Source organism: Streptomyces sp. NPDC020965 (assembly GCF_044333555.1).
Taxonomy (GTDB): Bacteria; Actinomycetota; Actinomycetes; order Streptomycetales; family Streptomycetaceae; genus Streptomyces.
The window spans coordinates 767,963-786,141 of sequence record NZ_JBIRRE010000002.1 but is presented as its reverse complement, the minus strand read 5'-3'; the positions used below and the strand labels follow the sequence as shown (position 1 = coordinate 786,141).

The 18,179-nt window shown below is 70.0% G+C and carries 16 protein-coding genes and 1 riboswitch; of the genes, 6 read left to right on the top strand and 10 right to left on the bottom strand.

The genetic code is table 11. The features are described 5' to 3' along the window. The 3 genes from ACH4S7_RS10395 to ACH4S7_RS10385 all read right to left on the bottom strand — a co-directional run bounded on the left by ACH4S7_RS10395 (position 1) and on the right by ACH4S7_RS10385 (position 2,441). Positions 1-639, bottom strand: coding sequence for a TOMM precursor leader peptide-binding protein (locus ACH4S7_RS10395; RefSeq protein WP_398520679.1), 639 nt, complete (start codon positions 637-639; stop codon positions 1-3). Beyond that, a complete protein-coding gene (locus tag ACH4S7_RS10390; RefSeq protein WP_398520678.1) occupies positions 618-1,904 on the bottom strand; it encodes a YcaO-like family protein in 1,287 nt (428 codons plus the stop codon). The genes ACH4S7_RS10395 and ACH4S7_RS10390 overlap by 22 nt, the downstream gene beginning before the upstream one ends. Before the next feature lie 348 nt (positions 1,905-2,252). Further along, positions 2,253-2,441: a hypothetical protein gene (locus tag ACH4S7_RS10385; RefSeq protein WP_398520677.1), complete on the bottom strand. Its 189-nt coding sequence runs from the start codon at positions 2,439-2,441 to the stop codon at positions 2,253-2,255. Between the two features lie 224 nt (positions 2,442-2,665). Here ACH4S7_RS10385 and ACH4S7_RS10380 point away from each other — a divergent pair, with 224 nt between their 5' ends. The 5 genes from ACH4S7_RS10380 (at position 2,666) to ACH4S7_RS10360 (ending at position 10,462) form a co-directional block, all read left to right on the top strand. Then, positions 2,666-3,169 carry a GNAT family N-acetyltransferase gene (locus ACH4S7_RS10380; protein WP_398520676.1) on the top strand — a complete coding sequence of 168 codons (504 nt, stop codon included), beginning with the start codon at positions 2,666-2,668 and terminating at the stop codon, positions 3,167-3,169. A gap of 61 nt (positions 3,170-3,230) precedes the next feature. Continuing rightward, complete coding sequence (locus tag ACH4S7_RS10375; protein ID WP_398520675.1) at positions 3,231-5,348, top strand: B12-binding domain-containing radical SAM protein; 2,118 nt, start codon at positions 3,231-3,233, stop codon at positions 5,346-5,348. A 506-nt stretch (positions 5,349-5,854) separates the two neighbouring features. Continuing rightward, positions 5,855-6,265 carry a LuxR C-terminal-related transcriptional regulator gene (locus ACH4S7_RS10370; RefSeq protein WP_398520674.1) on the top strand — a complete coding sequence of 137 codons (411 nt, stop codon included), beginning with the start codon at positions 5,855-5,857 and terminating at the stop codon, positions 6,263-6,265. Between the two features lie 453 nt (positions 6,266-6,718). Beyond that, positions 6,719-6,862, top strand: a riboswitch (cobalamin riboswitch). 145 nt (positions 6,863-7,007) lie between these two features. Continuing rightward, positions 7,008-9,389, top strand: a complete 2,382-nt coding sequence (locus ACH4S7_RS10365) for a ribonucleoside-diphosphate reductase subunit alpha (protein ID WP_398520673.1) — start codon at positions 7,008-7,010, stop codon at positions 9,387-9,389. Then, positions 9,389-10,462 carry a ribonucleotide-diphosphate reductase subunit beta gene (locus ACH4S7_RS10360; RefSeq protein WP_398520672.1) on the top strand — a complete coding sequence of 358 codons (1,074 nt, stop codon included), beginning with the start codon at positions 9,389-9,391 and terminating at the stop codon, positions 10,460-10,462. Before ACH4S7_RS10365 ends, ACH4S7_RS10360 begins: the two co-directional genes overlap by 1 nt. Here ACH4S7_RS10360 and ACH4S7_RS10355 read toward each other — a convergent pair. Then, the gene (locus tag ACH4S7_RS10355) at positions 10,417-10,644 is read right to left on the bottom strand and encodes a hypothetical protein (protein WP_398520671.1); all 228 of its coding nucleotides are present in this window, start codon (positions 10,642-10,644) and stop codon (positions 10,417-10,419) included. The two genes, ACH4S7_RS10360 and ACH4S7_RS10355, sit on opposite strands and share 46 nt — an antisense overlap. 82 nt (positions 10,645-10,726) lie before the next feature. Here ACH4S7_RS10355 and ACH4S7_RS10350 point away from each other — a divergent pair, with 82 nt between their 5' ends. After that, a complete protein-coding gene (locus ACH4S7_RS10350) occupies positions 10,727-11,725 on the top strand; it encodes a GlxA family transcriptional regulator (protein WP_398520670.1) in 999 nt (332 codons plus the stop codon). Between the two features lie 23 nt (positions 11,726-11,748). On the opposite strand, the gene def is transcribed toward ACH4S7_RS10350, so the two are convergent. The 6 genes from def to ACH4S7_RS10320 all read right to left on the bottom strand — a co-directional run bounded on the left by def (position 11,749) and on the right by ACH4S7_RS10320 (position 18,005). Next, positions 11,749-12,411 (bottom strand): peptide deformylase, encoded by a 663-nt coding sequence (def, locus tag ACH4S7_RS10345; RefSeq protein ID WP_398520669.1) that lies wholly within the window; start codon positions 12,409-12,411, stop codon positions 11,749-11,751. A 119-nt stretch (positions 12,412-12,530) separates the two neighbouring features. Then, complete coding sequence (locus ACH4S7_RS10340) at positions 12,531-13,535, bottom strand: tetratricopeptide repeat protein (protein WP_398520668.1); 1,005 nt, start codon at positions 13,533-13,535, stop codon at positions 12,531-12,533. 199 nt (positions 13,536-13,734) lie between these two features. After that, on the bottom strand, positions 13,735-14,997 hold the full coding sequence (locus ACH4S7_RS10335) for an HD-GYP domain-containing protein (RefSeq protein ID WP_398520667.1): 1,263 nt from the start codon (positions 14,995-14,997) through the stop codon (positions 13,735-13,737). A gap of 371 nt (positions 14,998-15,368) precedes the next feature. Beyond that, positions 15,369-16,790 (bottom strand): HD-GYP domain-containing protein, encoded by a 1,422-nt coding sequence (locus ACH4S7_RS10330; protein WP_398520666.1) that lies wholly within the window; start codon positions 16,788-16,790, stop codon positions 15,369-15,371. Between the two features lie 193 nt (positions 16,791-16,983). Continuing rightward, complete coding sequence (gene rsrA / locus ACH4S7_RS10325) at positions 16,984-17,307, bottom strand: mycothiol system anti-sigma-R factor (protein ID WP_398520665.1); 324 nt, start codon at positions 17,305-17,307, stop codon at positions 16,984-16,986. Further along, positions 17,304-18,005 (bottom strand): sigma-70 family RNA polymerase sigma factor, encoded by a 702-nt coding sequence (locus tag ACH4S7_RS10320; protein ID WP_398520735.1) that lies wholly within the window; start codon positions 18,003-18,005, stop codon positions 17,304-17,306. Before ACH4S7_RS10320 ends, rsrA begins: the two co-directional genes overlap by 4 nt. Positions 18,006-18,179: the final 174 nt, after the last annotated feature.

The following is an 18,179-nucleotide window of genomic DNA, read 5'->3' as shown; positions in this document are numbered from 1 at the left end:
TCACCTGTGTGTTCCCTGGGAGTGGGTGGACAGTGCGGCGGCCAGCTTCAGGAGTACGCCGTCGGCACCCGGGGACTCGTCGTCCGCTCCGCACCGCGAACAGCCGTGAACGGGCACCACCCGGTGGCCGACGATCTGGCCGCTGTCCATCGAGGCGTGTTGTACCCGTCCGGGCGTGGCCGTGTGGAGGGCGAGGACGGCCAGACCCGCCGCGGTGCGGACATGGTGGGGGAGATGTCCACGGACACCGACCGCGTCGTCCGCGTCATAGGCCGCGGTGAGGAGGGCATGGCTCTCGGGCTGGGTGGCGTGCTGCGTCCACCGGGCCTGATAGCAGCGGTAGCAGGGGCCGGACGTCGGTGCCACCCTCGGTCCGACTGTGATGTGGGGGTGCTCGGCGACCACGGGCAGCCAGGAGAACCCGGACGCGTGGGCGGCGGCGTCGACCTGGTCGCACAGTTCGGTCATGGGCCGCCAGAGCGCGAGGACGACGGCCCGGATGCCGTCCGGAGCGGCGGACGTGATGTCGCCGGGACGGAGGGCCTGCGCTCCCCGTCCGGTGAGCTGCTGCTGGACGGCGACGCCGAAGTCGCCGACCCCCACGACACCGACATCGGTCAGGCGAACGGCACTGGCCACGGGTTCTGTTCCTCCTCGGTCGGGCAGGCATGGCCCATGCGGGCGAGCGCGGTGGAGAGGCGGGGGTGCGCCCGGAAGTTGGCCAGCGGATTGAGGGACATCGGCTGAAGGTCGGGGATCACGACGGCGACGGCGCTCAGCCCCACCCCCCGCATCTCGCTGGAGGTCAGGTCCACGGCCACGGCCTGCATCCCGGCGTCCGCGAGGCGGGAAAGGATGGCGGCGAGCTGACGCTCGGGGTCCTCCGGCAGCTCCGGCGCCCACGCGGATGGTGTCCGTTCGGCGAGACCGTCCAGCAGGAAGGCGAAGGCGCCCGCCCGCTCGGGCCGTGACATGAACCGGGCGCCGTCGACGACGGAGTGGAACTCCGCGTAGTCGTCGCGCGGTTGATCGTCGCCGTAGAACAGCCCCCGGGTGGTCAGCGTCTCCAGCATCGCGCGGTCGACGGCCTCGCCGTAGCTCCGGCCGTTACCCGCGCCGATGATCATCCGCACCTGGTCGTCATGAGGGGCGGACTGGAGGACGAAGACCGTGGGCACACCGATGTCGCTGGTGGCGTCGTAGAGGTACGTGTCGATGAAGCGCCGCCGGCTCCAGTCGATCAGCTGGCGGGCGTCGTCCGTCACGACCTCGTCGGCCAACGGCGGCAGCGGAAGCCGCTGGAGCCAGGTGAGCGCGATGGAGTCCCGCTCCAGGATCTCGTGGACCCCGCCGAGGACCGAGCGGGTCATATCGGTGTGGATGGAGAACCCGGTCGAGATGCCCGGACCGAAACGCTCGTCCGGTGTGCCGCGGAGCCCGTAGCAGGCGAGTGCGGCGGGCACCCAGACCTCGTTGCCACCGATCAGGTCCACCCCGCGTACCCAGCGGATACGGGCTTCGTCCGAGAAGGGCCGTACGCGGCAGCGTGAGTCCGCGAGTTCACGTTCCGAGCAGCGGGGCAGCCGGGAGGTGTCCAGTACGGGGCCGTCCAGTTCCGTGGCCTTCGCCCAGACCGGCTCGTGGTGAAGATTGGTACCGGCATACCGCTCGGCGCCTTCGGCGATGGCGATCGTACGGCTGAGATCGGCGTCGCCGAGGACCCGCCCACTCCCGCTGCCTTCGGCGTCCGGCGCGGACTCACCCGGCCGGCCGCTACCACCTTCGGTGGAGTAGATCTCCAGCCGATCGAGGCCACGGAGCTTCTGCAAGGGCTGGACGCGGGAGACAAGGCCGAGGGGCGAGACGAGAGTCGTCAAGGGCGCGGCCGTGACGTGGGTGGTCATGAGCCTCATTCGGAGAAGGGTTCTCGTTGCAGCGCGCCCGGGTGGGCCGGTGGCACCTGGCCCACCCGGGCAATCGAAGGAATTCAGCAGCCGTCACTCAGCGGCCGATAAAAGGCGCGCCTCAGTGCGGGGACGGCAATACCTACTCGCTCCCGTACGGACAGCACTGGGACGAGTTCGCCCCGGTTCTGTCCGAATCATCCTGAACCTCATCAAGCTCCAGTTCAGTCGCGAGTACCGCTGATTCCGACATATTCACTCCTCGCCGATCGACCCACTTGCGCCGATACCGAAGAGCACCCGGTCGAGCCCGGAGAATCCTGGACCTGGACCGAGCGGGCGGGCTGTTCAGCAGCCGCTGGTGTTGATGCAACCGCCGCCGGTGGTCGTGGTTCCCGTCGTGCTGGTTGTCCTGGCCAGCGCCATCGTGTCGAGGTCGTCCGCGGACAGCACCGAGACGACCGCGTCCCAGTTCTCGTCCGAGACATCCTGAACTTCAAGCTCCAACTCGGCCACGAGCATCGCGGATTCCGGCATATTCGCCATCCTTCCTCATCCTGCGCCAATTAAAGGAACGGGCAGGGCCTATCCATTCCTATCACCGGCAACAAGTCGAGTCGACTACACATTCGCGCGGAAGGATGACCATGCCCGGTTGGGGCGGCGTTACTTCTCGAATTCGAGAGACAGCGATGCTAGGGTCGCAAGGCATGGGAGATGTACAGTTCGGAGAATTCGACCTGATATCACGGATCGATGACATGTATTCCATTAAGAAGGCCATCTTCGGCCTCACGGAAGAAGCGATAGAGAACGATCGCACCCATGTACTCCGAGACTGCGAAAGCCCCGGATTCCGGGCGCTCTGCGCCACACACACCGACGGCCGGCTCATCGGGTTCACCTATGGAATGCCCGTCGCCCCTGACGATTGGTGGGCGGACGTGATACGCCCCCGTCTGGCGGAGAGCGGGCACGGAACCTGGCTGGACGACGCCTTCGCCGTCGCCGAACTCCACGTCCTCCCCGAGTTCCAGCGCCGCGGCGTCGGACGTGAGTTGATCACTGCTCTCACCGAGGCGAACGGCGGGCGCCGGTCGATCCTCACGGTGATCGAGGCCGAGTACTCGGCACACGGCTTCTACCAGTCGCTCGGCTACCGCGATCTCGCCCGCGGAGTGCTCTTCCCCTACCTGCCGGAGACCTTCACGGTCATGGGCGCCCCCCGGTCGCGCCTCCGGCCCGATCCATCAGACAGGCCCTGACCCGGCCCACGCGCCAGATCGCCCAGGGATCAACAGCCCACGGATCAACAGAAGGTGACCCATGCCCGCTCCCCTTGAGATCGCCCCGCTGGAGATCGTCAAGCCCTTGGAGATCGTCGAGATCTCTCCGCCGGTCCCGGACTCCGACCTCACGGTGTGGCTCGCCGATCTGACCTACACCCAGCAGAGCATCTCGTCCGAGATCATGCCGCAGGCGATCGGCATGCTGGCCACCTACGCCTCGACCCGGCTGAACCTGGCCAACCCGGTCCGGATCTTCAAGTACCCGGAGAGACTGGCCGAGGCGCTGCGCTGCGAGACGCCCCCGGACATCATCGGTTTCAGCAGCTACGTCTGGAACAGCCGGCTCTCCCTGGCCTTCGCGAAGCGGATCAAGGAGAAGTACCCCTGGGTGACCGTGGTCTTCGGCGGACCCAACTATCCGCTGGTACCGGGCGAGCAGGAGCCCTTCCTCCGCTCCCGGCTGGCGCCGTGGGTGGACTTCTACGTCGACCGCGAGGGGGAGCGGGCCTTCGCGGAGCTGCTGATCGGGCTGACCGCGTCCGGCGGGGAGACGGAGCCCGTGCACGGCACCGTGCCGGGGGTGCACTCGCTCGACGCGTCAGGGCAGGCGCATCTGCTCCCGCCGGGGCCGCGGCTGGCGAGTCTGCTGGAGGTCCCCTCCCCCTATGTGACGGGGCTGATGGACGAGTTCTTCGACGGCGCGCTGATACCCACCATCCAGACCAACCGGGGCTGCCCGTTCTCCTGCTCCTTCTGTGTGGAGGGGACGAAGTACTACTCGAAGGTGGCCAAGAAGAACTCCGACCGGGTACGGGACGAACTCCTCTACATCGGCGAGCGGATGGTGCCCCTGATCGAGCGGGGCGACAGCCGCAACGAGCTGCTGATCACCGACTCCAACTTCGGGATGTTCCCGGAGGACCTGGCGATCTGCGACGCGATCGTGGAGTGCCAGGACACCTTCGGCTGGCCCCGCTACGTCGATCTGACCACCGGCAAGAACAAGCGGGACCGGGTACTCGAAGCGATCACCCGCACCCGGGGCACCATGACGCTCTCCGGCTCGGTGCAGTCCCTCTCCCTCGAGGTGCTCGCCGAGGTCCGCCGCAAGAACATCGACACCAAACAGCTCATGGAGGTCGCGCTCGCCGCGTCCGAGCAGAACACCGGCACCTACAGCGAGGTCATCCTCGGCCTGCCGAAGGACAGCAAGGCGGCGCACTTCGACACCCTCAGCCAGCTCATCGCGGCCGGGTTCGACCGGCTCAACATGTTCCAGCTCACCCTGCTGCCCGGCAGCGATCTATGGACCGGGGACCAGCGGGAACAGCACTCCATGGAGACCCGGTTCCGGATCGTGCCGCGCAGCTTCGGGCAGTACGAGGTGCTGGGCGAGAACCTCGCGGCGGCGGAGGTCGACGAGGTCTGCGTGGGGCTCTCCACCCTGCCGTTCCCCGACTACCAGGACTGCCGGGAGATGAACCTCTTCGTCTCGGCCGCCTACAACGACGCCACCTTCGGGCTGCTGGTGAAGCTGCTGCGCGCCTACGGCTGCGATGTGTTCCGGTGGTTGGAGCTGATGTACGAGCGCCGGCCCGGGGCGGACCTCCGCGCGGTGCTGGCGCGGTTCAGGGAGGAGACCGGCGGTCAGCTCTGGGCCTCGCGGGAGGAGGCGGCGGCCCACGCCGAGGAGAACATCGATGACTACATCACCGGCCGGTTCGGCAGCAATCTCCTCTACACCTATCGGGCGCGGATGCTGACGCTCGCCTTCCGGGACCTCTCCCGCGCCGCGACGGACGCCGCCCGCGCGACCATGGAGGAACAAGGCGCACTCACCCCGGTCATCGATGAATTCATCGCCGAGGCCGGTGAGTACCACTGGTTCCTGCTGGCGGATGTGCTGAGCAGCCGGGCCGATACACCTCTCCGGCAGGACGCCCGCTTCGATCTGGACGCCTTCGCGGCCGATCCGGGCCCGGTGGAGCGTTTCGCACTCACCGCTCCGGGGAAGCGCACCTTCACTCTGTCGCCGAAGCAGGTCGAGTTGATCGGAACGTACCTCGCGCAGTTCGGCGACGCGGCGTGGGGAATCGGCCGAATGTTGACCAAAGTCAGGTTCCAGGATCTGGTTCGCACCGCGAATCTTGACTGAAGCCTCTTATCGCTCCGAGCCGATGTCACGGCGACCGGTTTGCATCATGCCAGGTCAGAGCAAGCATGATTTTAAAACTTTCTTATATATATAGAGAAATTCCTCCGTGATCACTTAAATATGAGTCACCCTGTCCGGAGCAGCCACCGCCGACTGAGCCCAGATCCAGACACGGGGAATGGAGCAGCCCGAGAGACACAGCCCGCCTCGGTGGGATCTCATGAGGAGAACGGGTAACGGTGACCACAGCACACGCAGCGACAGAGAGTTGTCCGAGTCAGCCGCTGAAAGAGCTCCGGATAGCTGTCTACGCAGAGAACGAACTGCTTCGGCTGGGCTTGCAGAGCATGCTCGCGAGGGCCTTTCCGGCACCGAACGTCCAGTTCCTGCACGATGAAACCGATCGCGTTCGCCTTCCCACGGATGTTGTTGTCCTGTCCACGTCCAACAGGAAACGTCTACCCGAGACGCCACCGGAGCGAAGCATCCCGGCACCCCGAGTGCTGGTGATCGTCGATGACGCCTGGATCGAGTCGGGAGACGTCCTCAGGGACTTCCCGGCCGACGGATATCTGGCCCGGGAGGATCTGACGGCCGATTCGCTGCACCGCGCCTTCTCCGATATGGCGTCCGGGCGGATGCCGCTACCGCTCCCCCTGGGCAGGAAGCTGTTCGACCGGGCGCGCGAGGGCGCGGGGCCGGTGCCCACGCGATCGATTCGGCTCACCCCGCGCGAGGAGGAGGCCCTGCTCCATCTGGTGGCCGGGCTCAGCAACCGGCAGATCGCGCGCCAGTTGGGCATCTCCGAACACGGCGTCAAGCGGCTGGTGAGCAGTGTCCTGATCAAGTTGGGGGTCACCAACCGCACGGCCGCGGTCGCGGCGGCGCTCCAGTCGGGGCTGGTCGCCTCGGGCTGACCGCACCGGGTAGGTGCCGGTGCCCCCCACCGCCGGCACCTTCCCCCGACCGACGGCCCTGAGGCCGATAGCGCTCGGGCCTCGGTCACCCCGACGAACCACCCCGCGCCCCGTGAACCACCCCGGACGCACATCACACCCCACGCACCGCTCCGGGCGCACGCCCCAAGCTCTCGCGCACCCTCACGCGCCGCCGCCGGAGCCAAGCGTCTCCCGCCGCACGAGCCCCCCCTCGCCCCGCCCGGGAAGCCCCCCCCAACCCCCCGGCGGGGGCTCCCGCGACACACCCCTCGCTGGCCCTCCCCGGCCCTTCCCCGGCCCCTGCGGGCCCCCGCCCGCCCTCCGTCGAGGCACCCCGCCCACCCCCGTACGCCCGCCCCGCCAAGGGCCCGCAGGGCCGTCTTTGGATCGCTCCCGCACCGGCACGACACAACATCTGGGGGGTGCCTCATCCAATCGCCCCCACATGTATGCTCGTCCTCGCTGTCGTCCGCAGAGGAATCCGGTGTGAATCCGGAACTGTCCCGCAACGGTGTGCTGTGGTGCGCTTTGTCGTACCCGCAAGTCCGAGCGTCTGCCGACAGCGCACCCGGCTCGACCGACCCGGGTGCCGAGACGTCCGGGCCTCGCGGCTGGGCCGGTGGACGCCGTACGCAGTGCTGCCCTCTTCCGGGGTACGCATGTGCCCCGGCACCGCCTCCTCCGCCCGTCGGCCCGCGAGCCGAGCGAGGGAGAGCACCACGTGACCATCGCGCCAGCCGATCCGGCTTCAGGCATCTCCGAGCAGATGTCCGAGCAGCTTGCGGACGGACCCGGGACCGCACTGCTGCGGATCCTGACCGACCTCACCGCCGATCTGCCGGACACCGACCCCGGACGCGTCGCCGCCGCCGCGCTGCGCGGTCGGCACGCCGGGTCGGACACGGCCGAACTGCGCGGACTCGCCACCGACGCCGCCGCGGGTCTGATCTCCGACGACCCCGCCTACTCCCGGCTCGCCGCCCGGCTGCTGACCCGCACCATCGCCGAGGAGGCGGCGGGCCAGGGCTCCGTCTCGTTCTCCGCTTCGGTCGCCGTCGGTCACGCCGAGGGGCTGATCGCCGACCGCACGGCCGCGTTCGTGGAGCTGCACTCCGCCCGGCTGGACGAGATCATCGACCGCGAGGCCGACGACCGCTTCGGCTACTTCGGTCTGCGCACCCTCTACAGCCGCTACCTGCTGCGCCACCCCATCACCCGCCAGGTGGTCGAGACCCCGCAGTACTTCATGCTGCGCGTGGCCTGCGGGCTGGCCGAGGACGACTCGGTCCGCGCCCTGGACGAGGTCGCCGCGCTCTACCGACTGATGAGCCGGCTGGACTACCTCCCCTCCTCCCCCACGCTCTTCAACTCCGGCACCCGGCACCCGCAGATGTCCTCCTGCTACCTGCTGGACTCCCCGCTGGACGAGCTGGACTCGATCTACGACCGGTACCACCAGGTCGCCCGGCTCTCCAAGCACGCGGGCGGCATCGGGCTCTCGTACTCCCGCATCCGCGCCCGCGGTTCGCTGATCCGGGGCACCAACGGCCACTCCAACGGCATCGTCCCGTTCCTGAAGACCCTCGACGCCTCGGTGGCGGCCGTGAACCAGGGCGGCAGGCGCAAGGGCGCCGCCGCCGTCTACCTGGAGACCTGGCACGCGGACATCGAGGAGTTCCTGGAGCTGCGCGACAACACCGGTGAGGACGCCCGGCGTACGCACAACCTGAACCTCGCGCACTGGGTGCCGGACGAGTTCATGCGCCGCGTCCAGGCCGACACCGACTGGTCGCTGTTCTCCCCCGCCGACGTGCCCGAGCTGGTCGACCTGTGGGGCGACGAGTTCGACGCCGCCTACCGGTCCGCCGAGACCAGGGGCCTGGCCCGGAAGACCATGCCGGCCCGTGAGCTGTACGGCCGGATGATGCGGACCCTCGCGCAGACCGGCAACGGCTGGATGACCTTCAAGGACGCCTCCAACCGGACGGCCAACCAGACCGCCGAGCCCGGCCACACCGTGCACTCCTCGAATCTCTGCACCGAGATCCTGGAGGTCACCGACGACGGCGAGACGGCCGTCTGCAACCTCGGCTCGGTCAACCTCGGCGCCTTCGTCGTGGGCGACGACATCGACTGGGAGCGGCTGGACAGCACCGTCCGTACCGCCGTCACCTTCCTCGACCGCGTCGTGGACATCAACTTCTACCCGACCGAGCAGGCCGGCCGCTCCAACAGCCGCTGGCGCCCGGTGGGCCTGGGCGCGATGGGCCTCCAGGACGTCTTCTTCCAGCTCAAGCTGCCGTTCGACTCCCCGGCCGCCCGCGCGCTCTCCACCCGGATCGCCGAGCGGATCATGCTCGCCGCGTACGAGGCGTCCGCCGAACTCGCCGAGCGCCACGGCCCGCTGCCGGCCTGGGAGAAGACCCGTACGGCGCGTGGCGTGTTCCACCCCGACCACTACGGCGTCGAGTCGGCCTGGCCGGAGCGCTGGGCCGCGCTGCGCGAGCGGGTCGCCACCACCGGTATGCGCAACTCGCTCCTCCTCGCCATCGCACCGACCGCGACGATCGCCTCCATCGCCGGTGTGTACGAGTGCATCGAGCCGCAGGTCTCCAACCTCTTCAAGCGGGAGACGCTCTCCGGCGAGTTCCTCCAGGTCAACTCGTACCTGGTGGCCGAGTTGAAGCGGCTGGGCGTCTGGGACGCGCAGACCCGGGAGGCGCTGCGCGAGTCCAGCGGCTCGGTCCAGGACTTCACCTGGGTCCCCGCCGAGGTCCGTGAGCTGTACCGGACGGCGTGGGAGATCCCGCAGCGCGGTCTGATCGACATGGCCGCCGCCCGGACGCCGTTCCTGGACCAGTCGCAGTCGCTGAACCTGTTCCTGGAGACGCCGACCATCGGGAAGCTCAGCTCGATGTACGCGTACGCCTGGAAGCAGGGGCTGAAGACCACGTACTACCTGCGCTCGCGCCCGGCGACCCGGATCGCCCGTGCGGCCGCCGCCACACCGGTCGCCGCCGCCCCCATCCCCGTACAGCCGGCGCCCGAAGACGCGGTCGCCTGCTCCCTGGAAAACCCCGAGTCCTGCGAGGCGTGCCAGTAATGTCGACCCCCACCCAGAACGGCACCGCCCAGAACGGCACCGCCGTCAACGGCGCGCCCGCGAACAACGGCGTCAAGAACCTGCTCGACCCCGGCTTCGAGCTGACCCTGCGCCCGATGCGCTACCCGGACTTCTACGAGCGCTACCGGGACGCGATCAAGAACACCTGGACGGTGGAGGAGGTCGACCTCCACTCCGACGTGACCGATCTCGCCAAGCTCACCCCCGGTGAGCAGCACATGATCGGCCGGCTGGTGGCGTTCTTCGCCACGGGCGACTCGATCGTCTCCAACAACCTGGTGCTGACGCTCTACAAGCACATCAACTCCCCCGAGGCCCGGCTCTACCTGAGCCGTCAGCTCTTCGAGGAGGCCGTGCACGTCCAGTTCTATCTGACGCTGCTCGACACCTACCTCCCCGACCCGGAGGACCGGTCCGCTGCCTTCGACGCGGTCGAGGAGATCCCCTCCATCCGGGAGAAGGCGCAGTTCTGCTTCAAGTGGATGGACTCGGTCGAGAAGATCGACCGGCTGGAGACCCAGGCCGACCGCCGCCGTTTCCTGCTCAATCTGATCTGCTTCGCCGCCTGCATCGAGGGGCTGTTCTTCTACGGCGCCTTCGCGTACGTGTACTGGTTCCGGTCGCGCGGTCTGCTGCACGGTCTGGCCACCGGCACCAACTGGGTGTTCCGCGACGAGACCATGCACATGAACTTCGCCTTCGAGGTCGTGGACACGGTCCGCAAGGAGGAGCCGGAGCTGTTCGACGACGCCCTCCAGCAGCAGGTCACCGACATGCTGAAGGAGGCCGTCGAGGCGGAGCTGCAGTTCGGCCGCGATCTCTGCGGTGACGGACTGCCGGGCATGAACACCGAGTCGATGCGCGAGTACCTCCAGTGCGTCGCCGACCAGCGGCTGACCCGGCTGGGCTTCGCACCGGTGTACGGCTCCGAGAACCCGTTCTCCTTCATGGAGCTACAGGGCGTCCAGGAGCTGACGAACTTCTTCGAGCGTCGCCCGTCCGCCTATCAGGTGGCGGTCGAGGGCTCGGTGGACCTCGGCGAGGACTTCTGAGCCGACCGCTGGTGGGCGGGGCCCCGGACCGTGCGTGATCTCGCGCGGTCCGGGGCCCCACCGCGTTCGGCGTCCCGCAACTGGCGGTCGATGGCCCGTTCCCGCGCATGGCCGATGAGGGAGGGAAGGGCGAGGAGGACGAGGAGAACAGAGACGAAGAGGTAGTCGAGGAGTGCGCTCATGTCCTCCACTCTCGTCTCCCGGTCCGATAAACATCAGTGGCAGGACTGTCATGGAACATCGAATTACTGCCACACTCGGGGGATGCTGACCAACGTGGCCGCCGTCCTCCTCGACGGCATACATCCCTTTGAACTCGGCGTCATCAGTGAGGTGTTCGGCCTCGACCGCAGCGCGGACGGTATGCCCGTCTACGACTTCGCGGCGGTCTCCGCGGCCGGGCCCACCCTCACCACCCACGCCGGATTCACCATCGGCGGCCTCCAGGGCCTCGACCGGCTGGCGGCGGCGGACCTCATCGCCGTCCCGACCGGGAGCGCCTATCCCACCCGCGCCTACCCCGATGAGCTGCTGGTCGCGCTGCGCGGGGCCGTGGACCGGGGCGCCCGGGTGCTCAGCGTCTGCACCGGCGCGTTCCTCCTGGGGGCGGCCGGACTGCTCGACGGCCGCCGCTGCACCACCCACTGGCGGCACACCCAGGAACTGGCCCAACGCCATCCGCGCGCCATCGTCGACCCCGATGTGCTGTACGTGGACGAGGGATCGGTCATCACATCGGCCGGCACCGCGGCCGCCATCGACGCCTGCATCCATGTGCTGCGACAGGAGCACGGGCCGGAGGTCGCCAACCACATCGCCCGCCGGATGGTGGTGCCACCGCACCGCGACGGCGGCCAGGCGCAGTACATCGAACGCCCGCTGCCGCGCACCCGGTGCGACACCGTCGGCGAGGTCCTCGGCTGGATGGAACGCCATCTGGACCGGGAGATGACCGTCGACCAGCTCGCGGCGAAGGCTCATATGTCACCGCGTACGTTCGCCCGCCGCTTCCAGCAGGAGACGGGGACCACGCCCTACCGATGGCTGCTGCGACAGCGGGTACTACTGGCACAGGAGTTGCTGGAGTCGACGGACGAGACGGTCGACGCGATAGCGAGCCGTTCCGGTTTCGGCACCGCGGCGGCGCTGCGCCACCATTTCATCCGGACCCTCGGGACGACGCCCAACACCTACCGCCGGACCTTCCGGGGCCCCGTACAGACGGCCCCGCGGCCGGCCCCCCAGCCGGTCACAACAGGCTGACGGGGGCGGGCCGGGCGGGTGGTTCAGTCGTTGGCGACGACCGGGTAGCGCGGGGTGCCCTCCGCCATCTGGCGCAGGGCGTCCTTGCGGTCCCGCTTGGAGAGCCGGTCGATGTACAGATAGCCGTAGAGATGGTCCGTCTCGTGCTGGAGGCAGCGGGCGAAGTAGCCACGGCCACGGACGGTGATCGGGTTGCCCCGCAGGTCCTGGCCGCGCACCACCGCGTAATCGGGGCGGGCCAGCTCGGCGTAGGCGGTCGGGACGGAGAGGCAGCCCTCGTTGGAGTCGTCGAGCACCCGCTGGTCCGGGGGCAGCTCGTCCAGCACCGGGTTGACCACATAGCCCGTGTGCCGCACGCCGTCGTCGTCCGGGCAGTCGTAGACGAAGACCTTCTGGTCGACCCCGATCTGGTTGGCGGCCAGGCCCACGCCCTCCGCCGTCTTCTGGCTGGCGAACATGTCGTCGATCAGCTGGGCCAGCTCGTCGCCGAACTCCGTGACGTCCTGGCACTCCTTGTGGAGCACCGGATTGCCGACGACCGTGATCGGACGCGAGGTGCCGCGCTCCCGGTGAGCGAGCTCACGGGCCTCGCAGTCCTCCGTGTCGACGACGAATCCTTCGTCATCCACACCGTCCACACCGACCAAGCGGTCGGCCTGCTGGTCCGTCTCCTGCTGCGAGGCCATGTCAGCCGTACGCCTTCCTCGGTACTCAATGAGTGGTCGCGAATGAGTGGTCGCGCGACGAGTGGTCACGCTGTGTGCGCCCAGCGCCCGTACAGTCTACGGGCGGTCCATGGGCGGGGTCAGCAGACTTCTTCCAGATCCCGCCACTCGCGGCTGTCCGGGCTGTCGGCGACCCAGCCGTCCAGCAGGCCGCGCACCAGGCCCGCGGGGGCCGCGATACCGCACTCGCGCTCCGGGGACCACAGCTCTCCGGCGGTGCGATGACCCAGCGGTCCCGGATGGCCGGGTTCGCTGTGGTCGTGCGGGTCGAGGTGCTCGCCCTCGCCCTCCGCGCTCGGCATCCGGCTCTCGGAGCAGGACCGGCAGAGCAGCCGCACCGACGACGACCAGTCCTCGGCGGCGAAGCCCGCGTCGGACGCGAGCCGCTCCAGGGCGTCCCGGTCGGGTTCCGTGGCGGCCTCCAGCAGCACCACCCAGGTGGGCACGGGAGAGGGCGCCCACAGCTCGATCTCGTCGAAGACGGGGTACGAGGGGCCGGCCGATGTGGTCCGCTCGCCGTTGGGCACTCCGTCGTGGAGCACGACCTCGCCCCAGCGGCGGCCCGAGGACGGCAGCGGGATCGACAGCACCTCTATCCGGGCCGGATCCAGCCTGCGCCCCCACACCACCTCGGCCTCGCCCTCGGGCGACAGCCGTACGGCCGCGCTGCCGAGGTCCATGCCGACGGTCTCACCGCTCGCACCCGCGCCCACACCACCGGTGCGGGTGGGCACGCCGGGCACCTTGAGCCCGTACGCCTGCCAGGCGCGGCGGGCCAGCGGCCAGTCCTGGAGCGCGGTGGCCGCGATGCCGACGTTCCACCAGTCGGGAGCGCCGGCCTCCTTGTCGAGCAGGGCCACGGCCCGCAGCCCGGCGGCCCGCGCCTGCTCCCAGTCGTGCCGGAACTTGTGCAGCAGGGCCAGATTGAACCAGGACTCAGAGAGCCAGGGCTCCAGGTCCGCCGCCCTTGTCAGCAGGGCCCCCGCGTCCTCGTACCGCCCGTCGCCGATCAGCGTGAACGCGCGGTCCGTGGCCTGCCGCCACGAGGCGGAGGGCCGATGCCGTACCTTCCCGAAGATCCTCACGATTCCCGCCTGCCGGTCGCTCGGGCATGTCCCCCGGACGCTGTCCCTGTCCGTCTGCTCGACACGGTGTGGTGTGTCTGCTTGACGCTGCTTGTCTGTCCTCTTTCGCATCCAACCATGCCGGGTCGGGGGCTGGCTCATTACCCATGGGTTACCCACGGTCGACCCGGACCAGACCCCGGTCTCCGGTCCCCCTCGATCAGCCCGGGGAGGCCGGAAGGGCGCCTCCCCGCGCCAGTACCCGGGCGAGGGATTCGACAACCTCCGGCTGATAGTCCCGCCCGGCACCGAGCCGCAGCCGTTCGAGTGCCCCGAGCGCCCCGCCCGCACTCCCTCCGCTTCCCCCGCCGAGGTCGTCGTATGCGTTGACGGCGCGGACAATACGGGCGGGCAGTGACTGTTCCCGGTACGGGTCGGCCTGTCGCTCCACTACGACGGCGACGGCGGCGGGCACCCCGGTCTGGCGGACGACCGCCCCGCCGAGGAGGGCGATCCGGCGCTGCTCGGCGATCGGGAGCCGGGCGGTGGCCCCCTCGGGCACCGGGTCGACCAGCGAGAGCTGGCCGATGTCGTGCATCAGCGCCGCGTACTCCAGCACGGTCAGCTCGTTCCCGTTCAGACCCATCTCCCGGCCGACGGCGGTACTGAGCTCGGCGACCCGGTGGGCATGTCCGGCCCTGGTGTACCCGGCGATCTCGGTGGACCGGGCGAGGGAGGCGATGGTCTGCCGGTAGGTGGTCCGCACGGCCTCGTAGCGGCGGAAGGAGAGCTGGGTGAGCAGCAGCGGTACGGAGAAGACGGGCAGCGCCCAGAGCCCGGCGACGGCGACCGCGAGTGCGATCACCGCTCCGGTGGCGCAGACCGCGGAGCCGATGCCGAGCATCGAGCGGAGCTCGTCCCGGAGCAGGGGGCCGTAGGGGAAGCCGGTGCGGGCGCGGAGTATCACCGCGCCGAGCACGGCATCACAGAGGGCGGTGAGCACCAGCAACAGCAGGAGGAAGAGCGCGTGGGCGGCGCCCTGGCCCACTTCGCCGGAGTTGTAGAGCGGTTGGAAGCACACGGCGGCGAAACAGACCGTGAGGGCCCGCCGTACGACGTGGTCGAGCGCGGAGCCCTCGCCACGGGCCATATGGGGCACCGCCCCGGCCAGCGCGGCCACCACGACGACCGCGACGACCTGGAGGACGCCGTGCGAGGTGGGGCCGCCGCCGCACTCGCCGAGCAGGGCGTACGCGAGGGCTCCGGCGGCCCCGACGGGGGCGGGCTCGCGCTCGCCGGGCCCGGCGCCCCAGCGGGCGATCTCGCCGATGAGGATCAGGACGCCGAAAGCGAGGGCGTTCGCGGGCTCGTGGACGCCTGCCCAGAGGGTGCCGAGGAGGGCGACGCAGGCGAGTGCGGCGGCGGCGGTGTGGACGAGGCCGACGACGAGCGCACCGGGCCGGGCGGGGTACCTGCCGCGCACGGCGGCCCGGGGGGCCGGGTCGGGGCGCCCGCCGGGATCCGGGCGGGGGCTTGGGCAGGCGGCTGGATCCGAGCGGGGGCCCGGGCCGGGCTCCGGATCAGCCCCGGGGGCCGAGCCGCGGCCGGGGGCCGGTCCCGGGCCGGAATCCGAGTGCCGGCAGGGGTCCGAGTGCCGGCAGGGGTCCCGGGGATCCTGGCCCCGAAGGGCATCGGGACGGGCATCCCGACGGGGATCGGGGCGGGGATCGGGGCGGGGATCCTGGTCCCAGCCGGAGTCCCGGCAGGGGTCCGAGCCGGGGCCGGGGGCCGGGCCCGGGCCGGAATCCGAGTGCCGGCAGGGGTCCGAGCCGGGGTCCTGGTCCCGGCCGGGAGTCATGCGGACCCTCCTGCCGCGCCGTCGCCGCGGCCGTGCGCGGCCACCCGCTCGGGCGGCCGTCCCGGCTGCGGCGGAATGCCCCGTACCCCTTCCTGCGCCCCCGGCACCGGCACCGGCACCGGCAGGACCGTCTCGTCGGACGTGACCTCCGTCTCCCAGCCGTGCCGTTCCAGCGCCCGTACGAGCGCCTCCACCATCCGGGGGTCGAACTGGGTCCCCGCGCACCGCCGCAGCTCCGCCAGCGCCACCTCCACCGGCCGTCCCCGCGAGTACGACCGGGTCGAGGTCATCGCGTCGAACGCGTCCGCCACCGCGACCACCCGCGCGAACTCCGGGATCTCCTGCCCCACCAGCCCGTACGGGTAGCCGCTGCCGTCCATCCGCTCGTGGTGGTGGAGGATCGCCGACCGGGCCTCCCCGAGGAATCCGATCCCGCGCACGATCTCGTGGCCGTACTCCGGGTGGAGTTCGATCACCCGCCGTTCGTCCGGCGTCAGCGGGCCGTCCTTGCGCAGCAGCCGGGTGGGCACCCCCAGCTTGCCGACGTCGTGCAGGATCCCGGCGAACCGGATCACCTCCAGCCGGTCGTCGGCCATCCGGAGCTGCCGTGCGATCAGCACCGAGGCCCGTCCCACCCGCTCGCTGTGCCCCCGGGTGTAGCGGTCCTTGAGGTCGACGGCCTGCACCAGGGCGCGGATCGTGGCCTGGTGGGCGGAGCGCTCCCGGTGGTACTGGGCGAAGAGCCAGCAGGAGATGTACATCGGCAGGAGGACGAAGAGCGCGGAGACCGGGCCGTACGGGCTCCGCCACAGCACCGCCATCATCAGCCCGGCCAGCCCGTGCACCAGATGGGGCACGAGGGAGCGGAGCAGCAGACCGCGCCAGGCGATCCGCAGCGGCAGCCGCTCCGCGGTGGCGAGGATGCCGGCCTCCAGCACGGTCAGCACCAGGCAGAAGGCGAGCGCCCCGGCCGCGGCGGGCACCAGGGCGTACGGGAAGTCGCCCCCGCCCGGCGTCTCCAGGGCACGACCCCCGCCGAGCAGCACATAGGTCTGCGCCGTGGCCCAGGTCGCCAGGGCCACCTGGGCGGCCCGCCAGACCCGCCGTACGCCCGACGGGCGGCGCTCGACCCGGCCCAGCAGCGCACCGGGCACCGCCACCAGGGTGGCGACGGCCGGCGGCAGCAGAAAGGAGGCGGCCAGCAGGACGGGGAAGAAGGACCCGGCGCCGACCGGCACCAGGGCACCGAAATGCCGACAGCGCGCGGGCAGCTCGCACAGGGCGTAGAGCGCCGCGAGCAGGGTCAGCGCCCGCCAGGGGATCGGCACATCCCCGCGCAGGGCGGGCAGCGCGCAGAGCACGGTGCAGACCGCGGCGCAGAGTATGTACGCGCGTGCCGTCGCCGGTACGGACCTCACTGCACCCGCCCCCCTTCTCATCTAGCGCGTCACGCTAGCGAGTTGATGCGGGAGGGTCGGCTGAGAAGGCGGGGGGTTCGCACAGACGAGTGACGGTGGGCACGTACGAGGAGGGTGCGTCACGACGTGCGTGACGCACCCTCCTCGGACGAACACTCGGGCGTACGGGTCCCGGCGGACCGCGCCCGAGGCGCTACTCCTGGTGCCCGGCGACCGGGGCGTCCGCCTCGACGACGGACACGTCCTGATCGGACACCGGCTGCCCGGACCGGATCAGATCGATCCGTCCCATGACCTTGGCCCGCAGGTCGACGGGCACGTCATCGTGGCCGCAGCAGCGCTTGACCAGCTTCTTCACGGCCTCCTCAAGGCCGTACTTCTCCAGGCACGGGGAGCACTCCTCGAAGTGCACCTCGAACTTGGTGCAGTCACTGTCGGGCATCTCACGGTCGAGGAACTCGTAGAGGTGGTCCAGTACCTCCGAGCAGTCCGTCTCGTGCGGCTCTCCGCAGCTCATGAGCCCGAGCCTTTCGCTTCGTTCGACTCCCCCGCACCTGCCGGGACGAGTCCGCGCTCACGCGCGTAGTCCTCCAACATGCCGCGCAGTTGACGGCGGCCACGGTGCAGACGGGACATCACCGTCCCGATGGGTGTACCCATGATGTCCGCGATCTCCTTGTACGCAAAGCCCTCTACGTCGGCGAGATAGACCGCGATACGGAACTCTTCGGGGATGGCCTGGAGCGCCGACTTCACATCGGAGTCCGGGAGGTGGTCGAGGGCCTGCGACTCGGCGGAGCGCAGACCGGTCGACATGTGCGACTCGGCGCGCGCGAGCTGCCAGTCCTCGATCTCCTCGGCGGCGCTGCGCTGGGGCTCGCGCTGCTTCTTCCGGTACGAATTGATGAAGGTGTTCGTGAGAATCCGGTACAGCCACGCCTTGAGGTTGGTGCCCTCGCGGAACTGGTGGAACGATCCGTACGCCTTCGCGTAGGTCTCCTGCACGAGATCCTCTGCATCGGCCGGGTTGCGCGTCATGCGCAGCGCGGCGGAGTACATCTGGTCGAGGAAGCCCAGAGCGTCCCGCTCGAATCGGGCGTTCCGCTCGGCGGTGGTCTCCGCCGGCGCCGCCGTCTCCGCGGACTCCGAACCGCCCCGGCCCGCTGCCGCCTGGCCGTCGTCGGTCCCTGCGTCGGTCCCAGTGACCGGACCCACCTCCTCCAACGCTGTGGCGGGGCCGAAAGCGGACCCGCTCGAATCGGAGAATAGTCGACCTTCGGCGGACGCCCCCTGTCGATCGACTCCGCCCAGCGCCCGAGCGGGGGCGGTCCTGGCCGCCGTCAGCACGGACCACTCCAGGTCAGTGGCGTGCGGGCGGCGGGGGCAGAT